Origin of the sequence: Bacillus sp. UNC125MFCrub1.1, assembly GCF_000701305.1 — a bacterium.
GTDB classification, from domain to species: Bacteria; Bacillota; Bacilli; order Bacillales; family Bacillaceae; genus Bacillus; species Bacillus altitudinis.
The window spans coordinates 400,195-419,089 of record NZ_JNIG01000009.1; the positions used below are offsets into that span (position 1 = coordinate 400,195).

The 18,895-nt window shown below is 42.2% G+C and carries 20 protein-coding genes, 1 tRNA gene and 1 pseudogene; 4 read left to right on the forward strand and 18 right to left on the reverse strand.

Annotation, left to right across the window (positions count from 1 at the left end; all coding sequences use genetic code 11):
- Positions 1-3: 3 nt before the first annotated feature.
- The 6 genes from N521_RS02325 to N521_RS02350 all read right to left on the reverse strand — a co-directional run bounded on the left by N521_RS02325 (position 4) and on the right by N521_RS02350 (position 3,020).
- Positions 4-339: a hypothetical protein gene (locus tag N521_RS02325; RefSeq protein ID WP_035389596.1), complete on the reverse strand. Its 336-nt coding sequence runs from the start codon at positions 337-339 to the stop codon at positions 4-6.
- A 2-nt stretch (positions 340-341) separates the two neighbouring features.
- Positions 342-830 (reverse strand): DUF7296 family protein, encoded by a 489-nt coding sequence (locus tag N521_RS18945; protein ID WP_051632363.1) that lies wholly within the window; start codon positions 828-830, stop codon positions 342-344.
- Positions 831-1,030: 200 nt separating this feature from the next.
- Complete coding sequence (locus tag N521_RS19860) at positions 1,031-1,408, reverse strand: helix-turn-helix domain-containing protein (protein WP_035389598.1); 378 nt, start codon at positions 1,406-1,408, stop codon at positions 1,031-1,033.
- Positions 1,405-1,608, reverse strand: a complete 204-nt coding sequence (locus N521_RS02340; RefSeq protein ID WP_035389600.1) for a hypothetical protein — start codon at positions 1,606-1,608, stop codon at positions 1,405-1,407. The genes N521_RS19860 and N521_RS02340 overlap by 4 nt, the downstream gene beginning before the upstream one ends.
- Before the next feature lie 166 nt (positions 1,609-1,774).
- Positions 1,775-2,761: a tyrosine-type recombinase/integrase gene (locus N521_RS02345; RefSeq protein WP_035389602.1), complete on the reverse strand. Its 987-nt coding sequence runs from the start codon at positions 2,759-2,761 to the stop codon at positions 1,775-1,777.
- A gap of 183 nt (positions 2,762-2,944) precedes the next feature.
- Positions 2,945-3,020 (reverse strand) — tRNA-Arg (locus tag N521_RS02350).
- Between the two features lie 252 nt (positions 3,021-3,272).
- Between N521_RS02350 and clpP the strand changes: the two genes are divergently transcribed.
- A complete protein-coding gene (clpP, locus tag N521_RS02355) occupies positions 3,273-3,869 on the forward strand; it encodes an ATP-dependent Clp endopeptidase proteolytic subunit ClpP (RefSeq protein WP_007500118.1) in 597 nt (198 codons plus the stop codon).
- Positions 3,870-3,924: 55 nt separating this feature from the next.
- On the opposite strand, the gene N521_RS02360 is transcribed toward clpP, so the two are convergent.
- Positions 3,925-4,503, reverse strand: a complete 579-nt coding sequence (locus N521_RS02360) for an LOG family protein (protein WP_035389604.1) — start codon at positions 4,501-4,503, stop codon at positions 3,925-3,927.
- Between the two features lie 136 nt (positions 4,504-4,639).
- Between N521_RS02360 and N521_RS02365 the strand changes: the two genes are divergently transcribed.
- On the forward strand, positions 4,640-4,981 hold the full coding sequence (locus N521_RS02365) for a MazG nucleotide pyrophosphohydrolase domain-containing protein (RefSeq protein WP_008347798.1): 342 nt from the start codon (positions 4,640-4,642) through the stop codon (positions 4,979-4,981).
- A 224-nt stretch (positions 4,982-5,205) separates the two neighbouring features.
- Here N521_RS02365 and N521_RS02370 read toward each other — a convergent pair whose 3' ends face one another.
- Positions 5,206-6,828 (reverse strand): SulP family inorganic anion transporter, encoded by a 1,623-nt coding sequence (locus N521_RS02370; protein WP_035389606.1) that lies wholly within the window; start codon positions 6,826-6,828, stop codon positions 5,206-5,208.
- A gap of 37 nt (positions 6,829-6,865) precedes the next feature.
- Positions 6,866-7,447, reverse strand: a complete 582-nt coding sequence (locus N521_RS02375) for a beta-class carbonic anhydrase (protein WP_025208023.1) — start codon at positions 7,445-7,447, stop codon at positions 6,866-6,868.
- A 563-nt stretch (positions 7,448-8,010) separates the two neighbouring features.
- On the opposite strand from N521_RS02375, the gene N521_RS02380 reads away from it, so the two are divergent.
- Complete coding sequence (locus tag N521_RS02380; protein ID WP_035390199.1) at positions 8,011-8,988, forward strand: 2-hydroxyacid dehydrogenase; 978 nt, start codon at positions 8,011-8,013, stop codon at positions 8,986-8,988.
- 342 nt (positions 8,989-9,330) lie between these two features.
- A pseudogene (locus tag N521_RS02385) lies at positions 9,331-9,657 on the forward strand (ribonuclease); the annotation flags it as partial.
- 52 nt (positions 9,658-9,709) lie between these two features.
- Here the strand turns inward: N521_RS02385 and N521_RS02390 are convergent.
- The 9 genes from N521_RS02390 to N521_RS02430 form a co-directional block, all read right to left on the reverse strand.
- The gene (locus tag N521_RS02390; RefSeq protein ID WP_035389610.1) at positions 9,710-10,453 is read right to left on the reverse strand and encodes an arylamine N-acetyltransferase family protein; all 744 of its coding nucleotides are present in this window, start codon (positions 10,451-10,453) and stop codon (positions 9,710-9,712) included.
- Between the two features lie 38 nt (positions 10,454-10,491).
- A complete protein-coding gene (locus N521_RS02395; RefSeq protein WP_008348124.1) occupies positions 10,492-10,749 on the reverse strand; it encodes an HPr family phosphocarrier protein in 258 nt (85 codons plus the stop codon).
- Between the two features lie 26 nt (positions 10,750-10,775).
- Complete coding sequence (whiA, locus tag N521_RS02400; protein ID WP_008348125.1) at positions 10,776-11,726, reverse strand: DNA-binding protein WhiA; 951 nt, start codon at positions 11,724-11,726, stop codon at positions 10,776-10,778.
- Between the two features lie 17 nt (positions 11,727-11,743).
- On the reverse strand, positions 11,744-12,703 hold the full coding sequence (locus N521_RS02405; protein ID WP_035389612.1) for a gluconeogenesis factor YvcK family protein: 960 nt from the start codon (positions 12,701-12,703) through the stop codon (positions 11,744-11,746).
- Positions 12,704-13,591 (reverse strand): RNase adapter RapZ, encoded by an 888-nt coding sequence (rapZ, locus tag N521_RS02410; RefSeq protein ID WP_025208027.1) that lies wholly within the window; start codon positions 13,589-13,591, stop codon positions 12,704-12,706.
- Between the two features lie 39 nt (positions 13,592-13,630).
- Positions 13,631-14,095, reverse strand: coding sequence for an 8-oxo-dGTP diphosphatase (locus N521_RS02415; protein ID WP_008348133.1), 465 nt, complete (start codon positions 14,093-14,095; stop codon positions 13,631-13,633).
- 357 nt (positions 14,096-14,452) lie between these two features.
- Positions 14,453-15,403 (reverse strand): thioredoxin-disulfide reductase, encoded by a 951-nt coding sequence (trxB, locus tag N521_RS02420; RefSeq protein WP_024719880.1) that lies wholly within the window; start codon positions 15,401-15,403, stop codon positions 14,453-14,455.
- Positions 15,404-15,637: 234 nt separating this feature from the next.
- Entirely contained in the window at positions 15,638-17,014 is a 1,377-nt protein-coding gene (locus N521_RS02425; protein ID WP_017357905.1) for a C40 family peptidase, read from the reverse strand.
- A gap of 364 nt (positions 17,015-17,378) precedes the next feature.
- Complete coding sequence (locus tag N521_RS02430) at positions 17,379-18,839, reverse strand: tetratricopeptide repeat protein (protein WP_017357904.1); 1,461 nt, start codon at positions 18,837-18,839, stop codon at positions 17,379-17,381.
- Positions 18,840-18,895 lie beyond the last annotated feature (56 nt).

Here is an 18,895-nt window from a genome sequence, read left to right on the forward strand (position 1 = left end):
GTTTTATTTGTCGGTAGTATTAGCGCCCTCGATCGTCAGTGCCGCCGCTAATTCCCTGCGAAATTCCCGTACCATTTGCGCGATCTCCGCCAGTGTTTCCGCATCCGACGTTTTGATCTGTCGGTTCATTACGTCCAAGACGGCGCGATCAACCGTAGCGTGATACGAGACTTCTCGCCAGCGCTCGACGGGCGTTGGGTCGGCGTTAGGGTTCTCGGCCAGTTTCTTCGCCCAGCCAGGCGCTTTGGTCGGGTCGGTGAAATAGCGTTCATTTACGATGATGTTGTGGACGTCAGATGTAAGTCGGTAATCGGGTGATATCGGAATGTTAATCGCCATGATTATCGGACTCCTTTTCGTTTATTGATTTCCGTGACTGTTCCGTCTTTATAGAAAATGCGCGCGTCAGGCGTTGTCCATCCGTATTCGTCAGCCAAAAACTGTGCGTATTCTTCGATATTGCGGAATTTAATCTTTCCGCTGAATTTACGGAAGATTGTTTTTTGCCAATTAGGCTCCGTATGAATTTCGTAAGCTCCGTAGCCATCACGCCAAACTTTCTCCGCGTCGCCTAACCCGTCGTAAACCGAAACCTCGTATCCATTCTCATTGATTTCTGATAGATCGACTTCATCTCCGGAATACCAACGATCTCCACAACAGCCGCAGTCAAACCCGTCATCTACTCCGTTAAAATAAACGCCTAGGTCCTCCGCAATAGATTCGGATTCAGAGTAACTATCCGCTTCGATAAATAATCGGTGACATAACTTTTCGCTTACTTCGAAATGTCCTCCGCTGTTATTCTGCGTGTACTCATAAAACGTCATATTACCGCCTTCTTTCCGTTTATTATTTAAAATCGTAGCAATTCGTTCGCTTACGCTCACTCTTTGCAGATAACTTTATCGCGATAGATATATCATTTAAGTATTTATTTGCGCGAAAGATTTTATTTGAGCGCTATTATTAGTCTAGTTAAATAAGTATAGTTAAGTGAGTTTAGTTCGTCTTCAAACTGTGAAGTACCTTACTTCAAATCTTGCAGGGGGCTATTATCGTTTTTTGAAGTGCCGGTCTCAACGAACCATTCCGGCGGCTCCCACAACGTATATTCATTCGATGTCTGACCGTTTGCATTTTTACGTTCTTTGACGTCAATGAGATCGAGTTCCTTCAACCTACGCAATGCTGCCCGCACCGTATTCGTTGAGCAACGACATTTGTCTGCGATAGTTTGAACGCTTGGGTGCGACTTCTTACTCGTGTTGTCTGCGTAGAAACAAAGAACGGAGTATACGAGTTTCTGAATCGGCTTATCTAAATACGTTTCATCTGCGATAACCGACTTCGTTACTCGGACGAACCTGTGGTCGTGAAAGTCGATCGGACGCTTGGCGTTTGTCATGTTAAGATTTCTTCCGTTTCTTCTGGAATGTATTCGATCGTAATAATCTCAGCAGCGTTAATCCCGCCTTCAACAAACCACAGAACACCTGATTTGTTGCGAAGAACCCAGTTCCACAATCTCATGAGGTCGCCTGTATCTTCTTTAACTGTCCATTCATGAATGGTGCCGTTTTGTAATGTGATTTTTACTTTTTCCAAACTGCCCACCCTCTTCTTTTTAATTAATCTTTTCGGTTGATGGATGATATCTCGCAAAATTTCCGAATCATTTTCGCTTTCATAAGTACAGTCGCATATGACCGTTCGAAATCGGGACATTTAAAATAAAAAAAAATAACCCCGCCTATTTAGACGAGGTTTTCTTTTACACTTCGAGAGTGTCGTTTTTATTAGCTTTGTTAAATTGCTCTACGACAACATCGTCAACATAGTCGAGATATACTTGCGTAGATTCTAAGTCAGCGTGGCCAAGTATCTTTTGTAACGAACGGATATCCCCGCCATTACGTAGATAGTTGATCGCAAATGTATGACGCAGGCTATGAATACTCGCGCGGCATTCTCCTTTAAGGTTCGCCAATCCAGCGTACTTGGCCGCACGTTTACGTAAGTGCTCCTTCGCCATCTCGTCTCCGTACTGATTTACGAATACCTTTTTTGCCTCTCCAAAATAGTCTTCCGTTTCTAATAGAAGTTGATGGAGATTTTCGGCAACTTTTTCGGTCATCGGGACCATACGGTTTTTACGATTCTTGTTGATTGCGCCTGGTAACATAAGAACCTTATTATCGAAATCAACATCGGTCGGCTCGAGGCCTTCTAGTTCATTCGACCTTAATCCGCATTTTAATGAAAGATAAAACGCCACGTAGTCTCTGAATCCCGCAAAAGTATCCTTATCGATGACGCTGAAGAATCGCTTTACCTGCGAATCAGTAAGACTTTTAACGACGGTCTGATCGGTACGTAGCTTTGTCACACGACCGCAAGGACTCTCGTTAATAAGGCCGCGCTCTACCATCTTACTGAATAACGATTTAATACCGCCTAGCCGAATGTTAATCGTTACCGGCGATAGACCGCGCTTCTTTAACATTATCGTAATATAAGAATGGAAATGATCTTCGGTGACCGCCGTAATTGGCATCGCAGGATCTAACGCAGTCTCGTCTAAAAATTCGCCGAAATGGGCGCAGTAGTCACCGATGGTTCTTTCTCTAAAATTCTGCGCAGTCATAACGGTAACTACCGTATCTAATGCGTCTTTTATTGTCGTGAATGAGGATCGAATTCGATCGCTACTTACATCGCGCCTATTGCGCACGCCTTGCCGTCTTCTTATAATCGCCATAATAAAAAGCCTCCCGGAAATTATTCCGCAAGGCTTCGTAGAGAATCGGTCTAGTTTGTCCGCTAAGACACGAAATCGGGTAAAAACGAATGTCCGTTTCTTCCTAGATCGCGCCCTTCCGTACACTTATCGCATTAACGGACCGTTGGAAAACGTTGATATAACGGCGTTAAAACGTTGTTACGCGCTCGGAGGGATTCGAACCCCCGGCAGACGTGGTACCGGAAACCACCGCTCTATCCAACTGAGCTACGAGCGCACGATATGTTTTTAAACGTCAGCATATCAAATTATAAGGGAAATGCTGCAAGAAAGCAATGATTAATCGCTATCCCTGTCGATGCATTTTCTTCATTCCCATACATATACTCATATGATGGTTTGAAGTGGAAGAGTTTTGGGGAAAATGGATAGGGGTATTTGATTTTAGGTCAGCATTTTGTTTGACCTTTATTGACCAAAAATGTATCATTGAATTACATACTTACCTAAAAGGTGAAGGAGGAACATTATGAATTTAATACCTACAGTCATTGAGCAAACAAATCGTGGGGAAAGAGCTTACGACATTTATTCTCGTCTTTTAAAAGACCGTATTATCATGCTTGGTTCTGCGATCGATGACAATGTTGCCAACTCCATCGTATCACAGCTTCTCTTCTTAGAAGCCGAGGATCCAGAAAAAGATATCTCTATCTACATTAACAGCCCTGGCGGTTCGATCACAGCTGGTATGGCCATTTATGATACGATGCAATTTATTAAACCAAAGGTATCAACTATTTGTATTGGTATGGCTGCATCTATGGGTGCGTTCCTGCTTGCTGCTGGTGAAAAAGGTAAGCGTTATGCCCTTCCAAATAGTGAAGTGATGATTCACCAACCACTAGGTGGTGCGCAAGGTCAAGCAACAGAAATTGAAATTGCGGCAAAACGAATCCTTTCTTTACGCGATAAACTGAACCAAGTACTTGCTGAACGTACTGGTCAGCCAATTGAAGTCATTGAGCGTGATACAGATCGTGACAACTTCAAAACAGCGGAAGAAGCACTTCAATACGGACTCATTGACAAAGTCTTGACCCGTAATACAGAAGAACAAAAATAATCACAAAACAAACCGTCTGCTCTTTGAACAGACGGTTTTTTGTTATGCATCTATTTTAAGACAGCTCCGTCCATTTCTGTTGAAGAGTTGGTGTTTGATAGGAAGCCATCTGTGAAATCAATTCTTTCGGTTCTCCAGAGGCATGTAGTAATTGAAGGTGTGATTCATTCGAAAAACCTTCCTGTACACTAAACTTCACCATGTCTATGAGCGGATTGAAATAGTCATTCACTTGATACAATCCGATTGGCTTTTGATGGATGCCAATTTGCGACCAACATAGCACCTCAAATAATTCTTCATATGTACCAAAACCACCTGGCATGGCAATAAACCCATCGGCCAGCTCGCTCATTTTCGCTTTTCGTTCATGCATCCCTTTGACTTCAATCAATTCGGTTAGCTCTTGATGCACAACCTCTCCTCTAAAAAGCCCTTTTGGCATGACTCCGATCACTTGCCCGCCGTTTTTCAATACCTCATCCGCTATAGCTCCCATTAAGCCAATTCGTGAGCCACCGTATACAAGGCGGATTCCTTGCTCTGCCATATAAGCCCCTAGCTCGACAGCTTTTTGTTTGTAGATGTCATTCACACCTGGATTCGAACCAGCAAACACACAAATCGTTTTCATCAAAACAGCTCCATCTCTCTCTATGATTTCTTCACCCACTCATTCTACTATAATTCATTGTAAAGAAACAGCCGCTCTATCTATATATAGTGTAAAATCAGAAGGTGAACACCATATAAGGAGCTGTATAAAGAGAATGCAAACAACTGAAATGGAAAAATGGATCAAAGATTTCTACAAAATGAGAAATTGGACAGAATACGGGCCGTTTATCAGGTTAGGTTTCCTGATGGAAGAAACAGGTGAACTCGCTCGCGCAGTCAGGGCGGTCGAAATTGGACGCGATCGACCTGATGAGAAAACACAGGAGGACGCCGCGTTAAGAAAGGACCTTATTGAAGAAATGGGAGATGTCTTAGGAAATCTACTTGTTCTAGCTGATCTCTATGATGTAACAGTAGAAGAGGTCTTCTCTTCCCATCAACAGAAACTCACACAACGGTTTTCTAGTGAAAAAGAGCAGGTAAAAAGCCCGTGACCGACATGTCACGGGCTTTGACAAAGGGCTAAAATGAACTTGATTTTAGCCCTTTGTCTTCTTTTCAGCGTGATAGAAAACCTTTGCAGTCTAGGAAGGACGAGTACCGGCGCGGAGCGAATTTGACATTCGTGAGCACCGGCACGCAGAACTGACAAAGAATGCGAGGGTTTGTCTATACGCTGAAGCACGTGACCGACATGTCACGTGCTTTTTTTAGCCTTTTATAGCTGCTGTGGTGAAATATCATCCGTTCGTTCAAAGAAATGCTGCTTTCCAATGTGATGGAAAAGACCGGTACGATGTAAAAGCTCTTTTGGCTGTGATTGAAGCCCTACAATCATCAATTTTCCATTGTGATGCTTTAATCGATTGGAAATGTTCATCAGAACCGCTTCTGCTGAGGTGTCCATATAATTCACTTTGTTCATAAGCAAAATGAGTGTTTTCGGCTTTGTCTGAACATGATCCAAAATCGAATTTTCCAATGAATCGGTTGTACCGAAAAAGAGTGGCCCTTCAATCGAATACATACTAATCCCTTTCTGATCTGTCTCCCTTTCTAAGGCAGCTGCGGTTTCGATTTGAGGAACAGCGACATTTGTGTGGATATTCGTTGTCTGACTCATTTTCTTGATAAAGGCGATAAACGCTAAAATGAGACCTGCAGTCACGCCAATAATCAAATCACCGATGACCGTCAGCAGGAAGGTCACGACAAGCACAAGGGAATCCGCATTTTTGACTTTGACAATATTGATAAACTCTTTTTTCTCACTCATATTCCACGCCACAAACATCAAAATCGGTGCCATGGCAGCAAGTGGAATCATCGATGCATATGGTGCAAATAACATTAAGATGAGCAAAACAACGACACCATGCACGACTCCTGAAATGGGGCTTGCTCCACCATTTTTAATGTTTGTTGCCGTACGAGCAATCGCTCCAGTCGCTGGGATCCCTCCAAAAAGCGGTGCCGCCATATTGGCAATTCCTTGTCCGACGAGTTCTTTATTGCTGTCATGTTTAGAACCTTTCATATTATCAGCTACCATCGCGGACAAGATCGACTCCACGCCGCCCAAAAGCGCAATGACAATAGCCGGCGGCAGCAAATAAATCATTTTTTCAATCGTCAATTCAGGAAAAGCGAAAGTTGGTAGCTGACGAGGGATTTCGCCATATGCAGAGCCGATGGTTTCAACTTGTCCTTGAAAAAAGAGAACAGCTATAAATGTTGAAACGAGTAGACCTAATAGAGCACCAGGTATTTTGGGAATGTATTTTTGTGCCGCCAAAATCACGATGAGCCCAACAATCGCTGTGAGAATGGCGAAACTGTTTGCGGTACCGAGATGGACCACGATCTCTCTCATATTGAGGAAAAAGCTTTCATGCTTTTCAACACCCTTTAATCCGAGGAAGTTGGCAATCTGTCCTGAAAAAATAATGACAGCAATGCCAGCAGTAAAGCCGATGATAACCGGACGAGGAATAAATTTCATGAGCTTTCCTAGTTTGAATATTCCGAATAAGACAAGCATACAGCCTGCCATAAAACCAGCAATGAGTAAGTTTTCAATACCGTACTGGCTGACGATCCCGAATAAAATTGGAACAAATGCCCCGGTCGGTCCGCCAATCTGATACTTTGAACCACCAAACAATGAAATCAAAATGCCGGCAACGATGACTGTGTATAATCCGTATTCTGGTCCGACACCAGATGCAATGGCAAAAGCCATGCCTAAAGGAATTGCCACAACGCCCACGACAAGCCCAGCGATTAAATCGCGTCTAAACTTTGATGAATCATAACCTTCAAATCTTCCATAAAAACGCATGGTATGTGTTGGCCTCCTTCAAGTATGTGTAGATGATTTAGGTATATTGCGGGTCAATCTGTTTATCTTTTATAACGACATCCAGCTTTCCTGTTGCCGGATGAATCACTAGTCCATGAACAGCTACATCACTTGGCATGAGCGGGTGTTCTTTGACTAATTTCACACTTTGGGATACGCTCTCTTCCACTGAATCAAAGCCTGTCAGCCAGCCCTTTAAATCAACACCTGCGCTTTTCACAATGCTCAAACACTTTTCCTCAATTCCCCGTGCTTTTGCCTTTTCAAGTAAAGGGTCTGCCGCAAGGCCTGCCATTCCGCATTCATGATGGCCGACAATGCATACTTCCTCTGCTTTCAGCTCATAAATGGCTAGTAAAATACTCCGCATGACACTACCAAATGGATGTGTGACGATGGCTCCTGCATTTTTAATGATCTTCGCATCACCATTACGAAGCCCCATGGATTGCGGTAATAATTCCAACAGGCGTGTGTCCATACAAGTTAATATAACCAATTTCTTCTCAGGAAATTTCCCCGCCTTGAAAGGCTCATACTGTCTCTCTTTCACAAAATCTGCATTGTGCTGAAGAATCTGTTCTAATGTTGATCCCATCCTGTCATCTCCTATCTTTTTTAAGTGATTGTAACGCCTTACCTGGCCTCCTTTTCCCTTGTGTGTTCTCAAGCATAGAGAAGAAAAATGATAGAAAAAAAAGAAAAAAATGAGAAAACGATGAGAGAATATGTAAGCATTTTCTCTATTTTGCTCTTTGTTCCGCTTCAGCACAGGGGATATGCGGCTTTTGCTTACAAACGATAGCTCTCATTTCACCAAAAGACGATGAAAAGGTTTAGTAGAAAATGACCATCCCGTTTAATACACTGCAAATATAATAAATTTTCTATCAAAAAGTCTCGATCTATTTTCCAGTTTGTCAGATTATCTCTCGAAACATCTAGCATTTTTCTATGACTCATCTACTAATCACTCGTTTTTCTACATCATAAAAAGACATCAGATGGCCATGTCATTTACTCTTTCACTATAAAAATCTCTTCTTTTCCGTTATTTCAGTATATTAAATATTGAGCAGCTCATATTCAAACGTGTACTGCCAAAATGGTTGCTTTATAATAAAAAGAGAAAGATGACCATGTGAAAGGAGCGAGTTGATGATGAAACCACATATTTTTGTCGCCAAACCCTTACCTGCCTCTTTTGAAGACATGTTAAAAGAACATTGTACATATGAGGTATGGCAGTCAAAGGATCCGATCCCAAGAGATCTGTTATTTGAGAAGCTGCAGAAGGCTGATGGTCTTTTAACATCTGGTACAAAAATTGATCAAGATTTATTAGATCACGCACCCCAACTCAAGGTGGTGAGCAATAATTCAGTCGGCTATGACAATTTTGATCTAGAAGCCATGAGACAAAGAGGCGTGATTGGTACGCACACGCCTTATACACTCGATCATACCGTTGCTGATCTTGCCTTTTCGCTCATTCTCTCTTCTGCGAGGAGAATTGCCGAGCTTGATCGTTTTATCCGCAAGGGAAAATGGACAAAATTTGTTCAAGAGGAAGATATATTCGGCATTGATGTCCATCATCAAACGCTTGGGATCATTGGGATGGGACGAATCGGTGAGCAAGTAGCCAAACGAGCCGCTCATGGTTTTGATATGAACGTTCTCTATCACAACCGGAGCCGAAACGAGAAAGCCGAATCGGCATATGGCGCTGTATATTGTGCACTGGATGACTTGCTGAAGCAAGCTGATATCATTGTGTTAATCACACCGCTGACTGATGAGACGTACCATATGATAGGAGAGCGGGAATTGAAATTAATGAAGCCGACAGCTTTATTCGTGAACATCTCCCGCGGAAAAACCGTCGATGAGAAAAGCCTCATTCAAGCACTGCAGGAAGGGTGGATTAAAGGAGCTGGTCTGGATGTGTACGAGCAAGAACCGCTTCAGGAAGATCATCCTTTCAAAGAGATGGACAATGTCACACTTGCCCCGCATATCGGTTCCGCTACTGAAACGACAAGAGACCTTATGCTGAAACGAGCCATTCATAATGTGATTCATGGAATTGACGGCAAAGCCCCTGTTGATATTGTGAAGGAGCTTGCCTCATCTTAATTGAAAAAAGGCGCAGGGAACTGCGTCTTTTTGTTTACGTCATCTAGAGACAGTAGGTCAAAAAGCCTCATTTTCACCAATCTTCTGATTCTTTACATTCTCTTCATATGCCGATGCTATAATATGAGATAGACAAGCATCAAGAGGACGGCATCCCATTTCCTTTTGAGGAGGATCAAGATGAAAAAAATAAGTTCGATTTTTACTCTGTTCGCTCTGATTGCTGCCATTCTGTTTTCTGGATTTATCCCGCAGCAAGTCCATGCAGAAACACCACTTACACCAACAGCCACAAATGAGACTGCTTCCGTACAGCTTGCACCAGACCTTCGTACCCTTGCCGTCATTAATACCTTTGATGGTGTAGCAGATTACTTAATCCGCTATAAACGACTACCTGATAATTACATCACCAAATCACAAGCGAGCGCCCTCGGATGGGTGGCATCAAAAGGAAATTTAGCTGAAGTCGCGCCGGGCAAAAGCATCGGTGGAGACGTATTCTCTAATCGGGAGGGACGCCTTCCATCAGCTAGTGGCCGTACATGGCGTGAAGCTGACATCAACTACGTCTCCGGTTTCCGTAATGCTGACCGCCTAGTATACTCAAGTGACTGGCTCATTTATAAAACAACCGATCACTATGCGACATTTACGAGGATTCGTTAATCATTGTAAAAAGACAGCCCTAAGTCAAAAGGGCTGTCTTTTTTCATACTGTTTACGGAAGCAGTTTTTGTACGTACTCCTCAAACGGTTGTGAGAGTGGTTTCTTCGATACTTCGTCCTGTTCATGTATCGTGACATGATCCTCTGTCACGATCACACGACCTGTTGGTGTCAGTTTGGATGCAAGCGGTCTTTTGTTAAAAGGAGAGGCTTCATTTTCATAAATCTCATGCCTCAATTGCACAAGTGTATCTTCACCGACTTCTTTCAATGTGAAAGCATAACCTGTTTCAGCACCCGCTCCCCTATCCAATTGGAGTAGATGGGTTCCTTTTTCTGTTTCCTCTTCGTTCACTCGAAAACGAAGGGACGGTGCTTCCACCCATTCACCTGTAAAAGGGACGGGCTGAAGGGGTAAATTCACACCAAATCCTGCATCAATGAGGTAGCGCTCATGGTGATGTTGAAGGACGATGGCTACATGCGTCCCATCCAGTGCCCACTTCTCTGCTTCTTTGTTATATACGGTCCCTTGAACGAGCTTTACGGCGAGACCTGCCTCTTTTAAGACATAATATAAGAGCGGATTGAGATCATAGCAAAGCCCACCTCTGCTGCCTTCCAGAAGATGATGCTTCAAACCTTCTTGATCCAAAGCATAAGCGTGTTTACCCACCACAGATCTATTTTCAAAAGGAAAGGTATAAGCCATCTTCCTTAGTAAATCAGGCAATTGTTCAAAGGTAATGGACGAAGCTTCGTATCCAATTTTCTGTAAAAAGGCTGATTGAATCACAACTTTCCCTCCTAAAAAAACTGAGCCCTTGAAGAGACTCAGTTTTCTTGATTGATAAAATCCGTTAACGCATCGATGGCTTCTTGTTCATCTGCTCCATCAGCTATTAGTTTGACGGTGACCCCAGAGCTGATCGCAAGGCTCATCAGTCCCATAATACTCTTCGCATTGACTTTTTTCCCATCTTTCTCTAGAAAAATATCAGCACCAAAACGATTGGCTTCTTGAACGAACAAAGCAGCCGGACGTGCCTGCAAACCCGTTTTCAGCTGAATTGTGACCGTTTTTTCCACCATATGATCTGCCTCCCTTTTTTATTTCCCTATTTGAGTGTAACAGCTTGTCCGTTTCTTAATTGTTCTGCAATCTGATCTAGCTTTCTTAAACGGTGATTAATGCCTGATTTGCTGATCTTGCCGCTTTCCACCATTTCGCCAAGTTCCTTTAGTGTGACTTCTTGGTAGTCAATACGCAGTTGCGCAATTTCACGCAGCTTATCTGGCAGGGCGTCTAGTCCAATCTTTTCGTCAATGAATTGAATATTTTCAACTTGGCGCAGTGAGGCACCGATCGTTTTATTCAAGTTTGCTGTTTCACAATTGACGAGCCGGTTCACAGAATTCCTCATATCTCGGACGATGCGCACGTCTTCAAAACGAAGCAATGAGTTATGAGCACCCACAACACTTAAGAATTCCGTAATTTTCTCCGCTTCCTTCATGTATGTGATAAAGCCTTTTTTGCGTTCAAGTGTTTTACTATTAAGATGGAATTGATTCATGAGCTCACAAAGGGCATCATTGTGTTCTTTGTATAGTGAAAAAATCTCAAGGTGATACGAAGAGGTTTCTGGATTATTCACAGAACCTCCTGCTAAAAAAGCACCTCTCATATAGGAACGCTTGCAGCATCTTTTCTTCACAAGTTCTTCTGAAATGTTGCGTTCAAATACAAATTGTTCACCTAATATCTTTAGGTCCTCTAAAATGGTTTTCGCTCGTTCTACCAGTCTGACAATATACACATTATTCTTTTTTAATCTCATTTTTTTACGAACGAGCAGCTCGACAGTCACATCGTATTTCTTTTTCAAAAGGGTATAAATACGTCTTGCAATGGCTGCGTTCTCTGTCTGTATATCTAAAATCAATTTTCGATTAGAAAAAGATAATGAACCGTTCATACGGATGAGGGCAGAAAGCTCTGCTTTTGTGCAGCAGTCCTTCACTTCCAGATTAGTCAGCTCTTTTTTTGTTTCGGATGCAAATGACATCCTTGCCACCCCCATTCCTATTTTTTCTGATGCAGCAAATCGACGAGCAGCGAAGCTACTTTCAGCGTATCATGACGAATCACATGCTGGTCATATGTAATAATTTCCCCTGGGATGACTTCTAGTCCCATGGCTTTGAGTACATCTGTGTCGAATTGTACAGGCTGCGCCTGTTCTTCTGCATATTTTGCTTTGATTTCTTCTGGAATTTCTTTATTGTTCACAAATATCGTATCGATAAATGGTCGGTCCATATGATCGTTTAGTGCCTGCACATGATCAGCTGCACTGTAGGAAAGCGTTTCCCCCGGCTGTGTCATGACATTGCAAATATAGACTTTTTTTGCCTTAGATCGAATCACTTCTTCTCCAATATGCGGTACAAGCAGGTTGGGCAAAATACTGGTATACAAGCTGCCAGGTCCAATAACGATTAAATCAGCCTCTCGAATGACTTGAATGGATTCTGGGAGCGGCTCAATCGTATCGGGTGTAAGAAAGACTCGTTTAATTCTTTCACCGTAGGTCGGGATCTTTGATTCTCCTGTTACCACTTGCCCATTTTCTAATTCAGCATGAAGAACAACACTTGAATTCGCTGCTGGCAATACTTTTCCTCTCACATTTAAGACCTTGCTCATTTCTGTGACGGCATGAAAAAAATCACCGGTTATATTCGTCATAGCCGCAAGAATGAGATTGCCGAGAGAGTGGCCTGTTAAGTCATTTCCTTTATTAAAACGGTGCTGAAATAAATCTTCTACAAGCGGTTCGACATCAGAGAGTGCCGCAAGTACATTTCGAATATCGCCTGGAGGCGGAATATTCAAATCATGTCGCAGTCTGCCTGAGCTGCCTCCATCATCAGCTACCGTCACAATAGCGGTAATATCCACTGGCTTTGTTTTTAGCCCTCTGAGCAAAACAGATAAGCCAGTGCCCCCGCCAAGAATGACCACCTTTGGAAGTGTCGTCATCTATTTTCTGCTTCTCTTTTCAATGTCCCGGTGAGTGACATGAGTATAGTAGTCATTTTTAAAATACTCCGATAAGTAGTTCGCTAGCGTCACTGATCGGTGCTGTCCGCCCGTACAGCCAATAGCGATCACCAGCTGACTTTTCCCTTCTCGTTTATAGGACGGAAGCATAAAGCTGAGAAGGTCGATTAATTTCTCTGTGAACTTTTGCGTTTCACTCCACTTCATGACATAGGAGCGTACTTCTTCATCATTTCCAGTCTGTGGACGCATGCTCTCAATATAGTAAGGATTCGGCAGAAATCTCACATCAAATACAAGATCAGCATCAATTGGCAAGCCGTACTTAAAGCCAAATGACATCACATTCACTGTAAACACTTGCCCCTGATTCGTAGCAAAGTGTGTGACAATCTTTTCTCGAAGCTGTTTCGGTTTCAAATCCGATGTATCAAAAATCATTTGAGCTCGGCCTTTTAACTCTTCTAACAGATCGCGTTCCATCGCGATTCCTTCGAGCGGCAAACCTGTTGTCGCAAGAGGATGCGAACGTCTCGTTTCTTTGTATCTTGAGACAAGTACCTTATCGTTTGCATCTAAGAATAATATTCTTGGTGTGATCCAACCAAGATCACTCATTTCATCTAAGGCTGCAATTAAGCTATCAAAGAATTCGCGTCCGCGCAAATCCATCACAAGGGCCACCTTGCTCATCTTTGAATTGGATTCCTTCATGAGCTCTAGAAACTTCGGTAAAAGTGATGGCGGTAAGTTATCCACACAAAAGTAACCTAAGTCTTCAAAGCTTTGGATGGCAACGGTTTTCCCCGCACCTGACATCCCTGTAATAATCACAAGCTGAATATCATCTTGTTTGTGCGTATTCATGCCTGCTCCCTCTCCTTCTTTATGAAAACGGTTCATTTATTAGTCTCCTTGAGGATCTAATCGATAAGCAATCAGCTCAAAGTCTGGTGTATACGTAAAAGTGCCGTGGAGAAGTCCTTTCCCTTTCAACATGAAGTCAAGAATATGGGAATCTCCTGGAGCCATCGGCAAGCTGGGTACATCTTTTACATCATGCCATTTTAAAATGCCTTCCTCCGACTCTGATACGTTTTTTCCTGTAAAGGAATCTGCCATAAAGGTGAACATCATCCACTCTTGAACGATTTGATCGCCTTCTTTTATGATAAAGGTAAACACGCCTTTTAGCTGCGGATTTAAAATATAAATGCCTGTTTCTTCTCTAAATTCTCGAACGACTGAATCCTTGACCGATTCTCCGCTCTCCATTTTGCCGCCAGGTGCTACCCACCAGCCTCGTCTTGGCTTTTGCAGCAAGAGAACTTGATCTTCGTGATGCAGCACACAATTGGTTACTCGTTGCATCCGCTGTCACCTACTCTTTTATGTCTTTTTCTTATTATACAGGTTCATCATGACTCCCACAATGAACATGCCCGTTCTTCACTGAAAACAGACAGGTTTTCGTATGAATATGGTGACGGGCACTTTCTCTATTCTTTATTTTACAACATCTAACGGTTCTCCATGCGTCATTTGTGAACATCTCGTGAATTTCTGATTTTAAGCAAAAAAAAGGACACGGATTCACATCCGTGCCAAACATGTATTCCTTATAAAAGGGGGTCAATTACTAGTTTTATCATAACGGATAATTATTTCACCCGTGTTACATTCCAGTTAAAAGCCCGTGACGCAATATTAAGGATTTACGACATCTGTTTATTTCATTGCTTTTAGCTTTTCAGCAAGCTCTTCTACATAATGCTGTGCACTCTGTGCTGCAATACTTCCATCACCTGTTGCTGTGACGATTTGACGAAGTGTTTTCTCACGAATGTCTCCAGCTGCGAAGATTCCTTCAACTTTTGTTTCCATTCTTTCGTTCGTCTCAATGTAGCCCTCTGCATTTGTAATCCCTAGATTTTCAAATGGTTTAGACAGCGGCAGCATACCGATGTAGATAAAGACGCCATCTGTTTTGAAGTCTTCTTCCTCACCTGTCACGGTATCAATTAATGTCACACTGCCGACTTTCCCGTTCTCTTCATTGATTTCTTTAACGGTTTTGTTCCACATAAAGTCGATTTTTTCATTATCAAATGCACGTGCTTGTAAGATGCTTTGGGCACGAAGTTTGTCGCGTCTATGGACAATTGTGACTTTAGACGCAAAGCGAGTGAGGTAAACACCCTCTTCTACTGCTGAGTCTCCTCCGCCAATCACGACAAGCTCTTTGTTTTTAAAGAAGGCACCGTCACATACAGCGCAGTATGATACGCCGCGGCCGCCAAGTTCTTTTTCGCCTGGTGCACCGATTTTTTTGTATTCAGCACCTGCCGCAATAATGACAGAGCGTCCTTTGTATTCTTTGGAACCAGCTTTGACGATTTTGTACTCTTCTCCATCTACAATTTCTTTAATATCGCCATACGCATACTCGGCACCGAATTTCTTTGCATGCTCAAACATTTTATTTGAAAGTTCCGGCCCTAAGATGCTTTCAAAGCCCGGATAGTTCTCGACATCTTCCGTATTCGCCATTTGGCCGCCTGGAATTCCTCTTTCAATCATCAGTGTTGAAAGATTTCCCCTTGATGTATAAACAGCGGCTGTCATTCCGGCAGGACCCGCTCCAATGATGATCGTATCGTAGATTTTTTCTTCTGACACAACTGTCACTCCCTCTTCAATTGCTGCTAGCATTTCTTATTAGAATGCCCTTGGGTGATGCTTCCATTCATGACAGAGAGCATCAATTCCACTCTTAGCTTTTATGCCTTACCCATATCCTATTAAATCTGCGGATAATAAGCGAATCATTTGCTCATATCTTCAAAAAAAGAAAAAGCTTCCTTAAACTGCTGTTTAAGGAAGCCTGTTTACGGTTATATAGTAAGTAATGATTTATTCAACGACTCTTCTTACAACGCCTTTGAATGCTTTTTTCCAGTAAACGTTGCTCATTGAGTCAACTGAAACACCGCGAGAGCTGTTATCGTTCAAGAATGTACCGTTTCCTAAGTAAATACCAACGTGGCCATTTACTTTGTACGTATCAAAGAACACAAGGTCTCCGCGTTTCATGTCAGATGCACTTACAGCTCTTCCTTTACCTACAAGCGTATCTGTTGTTGTACCGCCAACTGGTCCAAGGTTGATGCCTGCTGATGCAAATGCCCAGCGAACGAATGAAGAACAGTCAAAACGACGTGCGTCAATATCGGCTTGTGATCTGCCGCCGCCCCATTTATATGGAGATTGTCCTACAATCGTAGAACCTGTGCTGATTGCACCTTCGATTCCGCCTACGTTATTGCTAACAGGTGATCCACCGCCAGAAGATGGCTTTTTGCTTGGTGAACTGCTGTTGTTGTTATTATTTGAAGATCCACTGTTATTTGAAGAAGAACCGCTGTCGTTATTAGAGCTGTTGTCTTCTGCTTGAACACTAGCTTGACGTTGCTGTTGTCTTTGTGCTTTTTCTTCTTTTGCTTGTTGAGCAGCTTCTCTTGCTTCTTTTTCAGCTTGTTTTTGAGCAGCGATTGTTGCGTCTTTTTCAGATGCAATGCTGTTTGCCTCAGTGTTTAACTCGCTGATTTGAGAAGAGGCACTTCCTTTTTGCTTTTTCACTTGCTTGAATAGCTTGTCTTTCTCATCAAGCTGTTTATTTAAGTCTGTTTGAAGTGTTTCAAGCTTTGCAAGCGTCTTTTGAACATCTTCAAGCTTTGTGTTTAATTCGTTTTCAGACTTTTGTAATTCCGCTTTGTCTCTTTCTTGTTCTTTAATGATTTCGCTGTCTGCGTTGATTAATGTAGATACAGCACCTGCACGGCTGATGAAATCGCTAAAGCTTTTTGCTCCTAGTAATACATCTATGTATTTCGTAGAACCACCGCTTTCTTGAAGCGCACGTACACGCTTTTTCAAGAATTCGTTTCTTTCTTCGATACGTTTTTCTGTATCAGCAATTTCTTTTTTCAGTGCTTTGATTTCTTTTTTTGTTTTTTCGTTTTCTTTTTGTTTTTCTTCGATTTGATCACTTGTTTTTAAAGCTTTTTCGTCAATTTCTTTTAGCTTTAGCGCAAGTGCCTCTTGTTTTGCCTCAAGCTTTGAAAGCTCTTCTTTTTTCTTTTGAAGATTCTTGTTTACCTCTGACTGCTTGCTGTCTAGTTCTTGTTTCTTTTGTTCAAAGTTCTGTGCATTTGCTTCATGAGTAAATGGAATAAATAAACCGCTCGCTCCAATCACCGAAGCTAAACCGAAAGTAATAAACTTTTTCACGTATAGTTCCTCCTTTGACAATTTCCCAAGCGACATGAGAAAGCAGCAAATTCTCTGCGACCAATCTGTGCTTCCTGTGTCTTTCTTCCTGATGATTCAGTCAGATGTTGACCAGATTGTTTCTATCACTAGGTGTTGCATTATGTATAGTAAAATATTTAAATATATATCTTTGTTTTAATCCACGAGTTTCATTATACATGACACATCGACAAAATGAGCTAATATTTTTATTACATTTATGTTTCAAATAGATGTCGAGATTGTCATACTTCGCCAAATCCTAGCAAATCCCACCTTTTTATCCAAGAAAAAAGCATGACCTTTTCGGCCATGCTGCTGTTATCTGATTCTATTTACCTATTCAAACCATGAACGCACAAATAACATTCTCATATTTTGACAGCGTTTGAACGCTGATCTGAAAAGAAGCTGCGATCTCTTTTTTGCTGACAGCTGATTCTTCTTGTTCATTCATCCATAGATAATAAGAAGCTGCTGCCCATGCAATGGCATTTTTCTTCTCTACGCCTGAAGCGCGTGCTTGCTGAATAATATGGAATAACCAAAAATATGGCATGTGGCTATCAGGCTGCACCGCTTCTTCCAAAGCAGATGCCGCCTGTTTTGCGAAGACCGCATCTTCTGAAAACGATCGTTCTTCCATTTGATCTTCATATAAAAGTAACTCAATAAACTGCTGTTCAAAGGCCGTTTTCGCAGCGCGGGAATCAAGAACAGATTGCAAGACGTCACGTTCACCTTTTTGTTTGCTGACATAGTAGGCAGTGAGTCGTTCCTCAATTGAAACCATTGGCTCAGACTCCTCTGGTTTGTCTTGCCACGGCTTGATTTCATCTGCATCAATATCTTCTTCCACCATCTTATCCCAGACGGTTTGCGCCAGCGTTTTGTGGCCCGTATAATAGGCTGCACTTGCCAGCCAGTATAAAAACGTACTATCACCTTGGAAACCTGTTTTATACAAAGAATAAAGCCATTTAAATGCCCATTCAAATTCTCCAACAAGGGCAAATGTTGCGCCAAGCTTATAACGCTGTTCACTTAATATTGGATACACGTGCGTTAATTGCTTCGCTAACAGATTGACCTTTTCTTCTTCTTTTTCATAATGATAGAAAACAAGCTGATTACAAAGGGCATGCAGATTACCGGGATTTTCATGAAGGACCCGGTTCAACATTTCTTTTGCCTGATCGATTTGGCCAGAATAAAAATAGGCCAAAGCGAGATTATTATACGCTGACCAAAACTCTGGATACTCAACAATCATCTGTTCCAGCATCTCGATTGCTTCATCCAGCCTGCCGCTTTCTAGCAAATGGTTGGCTTGATCCTGCTTTACAATCAGATCATCCTGATCATAAGGAAAATCTTCATCAACATCGTCACTCATATCAAGCAGATCGAGGAGATCGTCATTTTCATCTGCAAATTCCCCGTCTTCTTCCAGCGCAGCATAAGCAGTGGCGCATCTATATGCCTCTTGAAACAAACCGAGATTCGCATAATTATTGGCTTTAAAGTAGTGACACTCTGACATGTTCTCATCCAAGTGTTCAAGGATAAAATCAAGCAGTTCATTAGATTGTTGGTAATGACCCATTTCAGTATAAATAATGGCAAGCTGCGACAGCATTTCTACATTTTCAGGCTCAAGTACGATGGCCCGCTGTATCAACTTACTTGCCCTAGACAGATTTCTTTCTCTATATGCTTTTAGACCTTTATGAAAAAAGTAATGCCCATCTTGGAATAGCTGGACGACTTGTGTGTGATTATTTTGAGAAGTGTATTTACTCACCGATACCCTCCATTTCGAACAGTGTACCGTGTGTAGTATAACATACTTCATGAGTC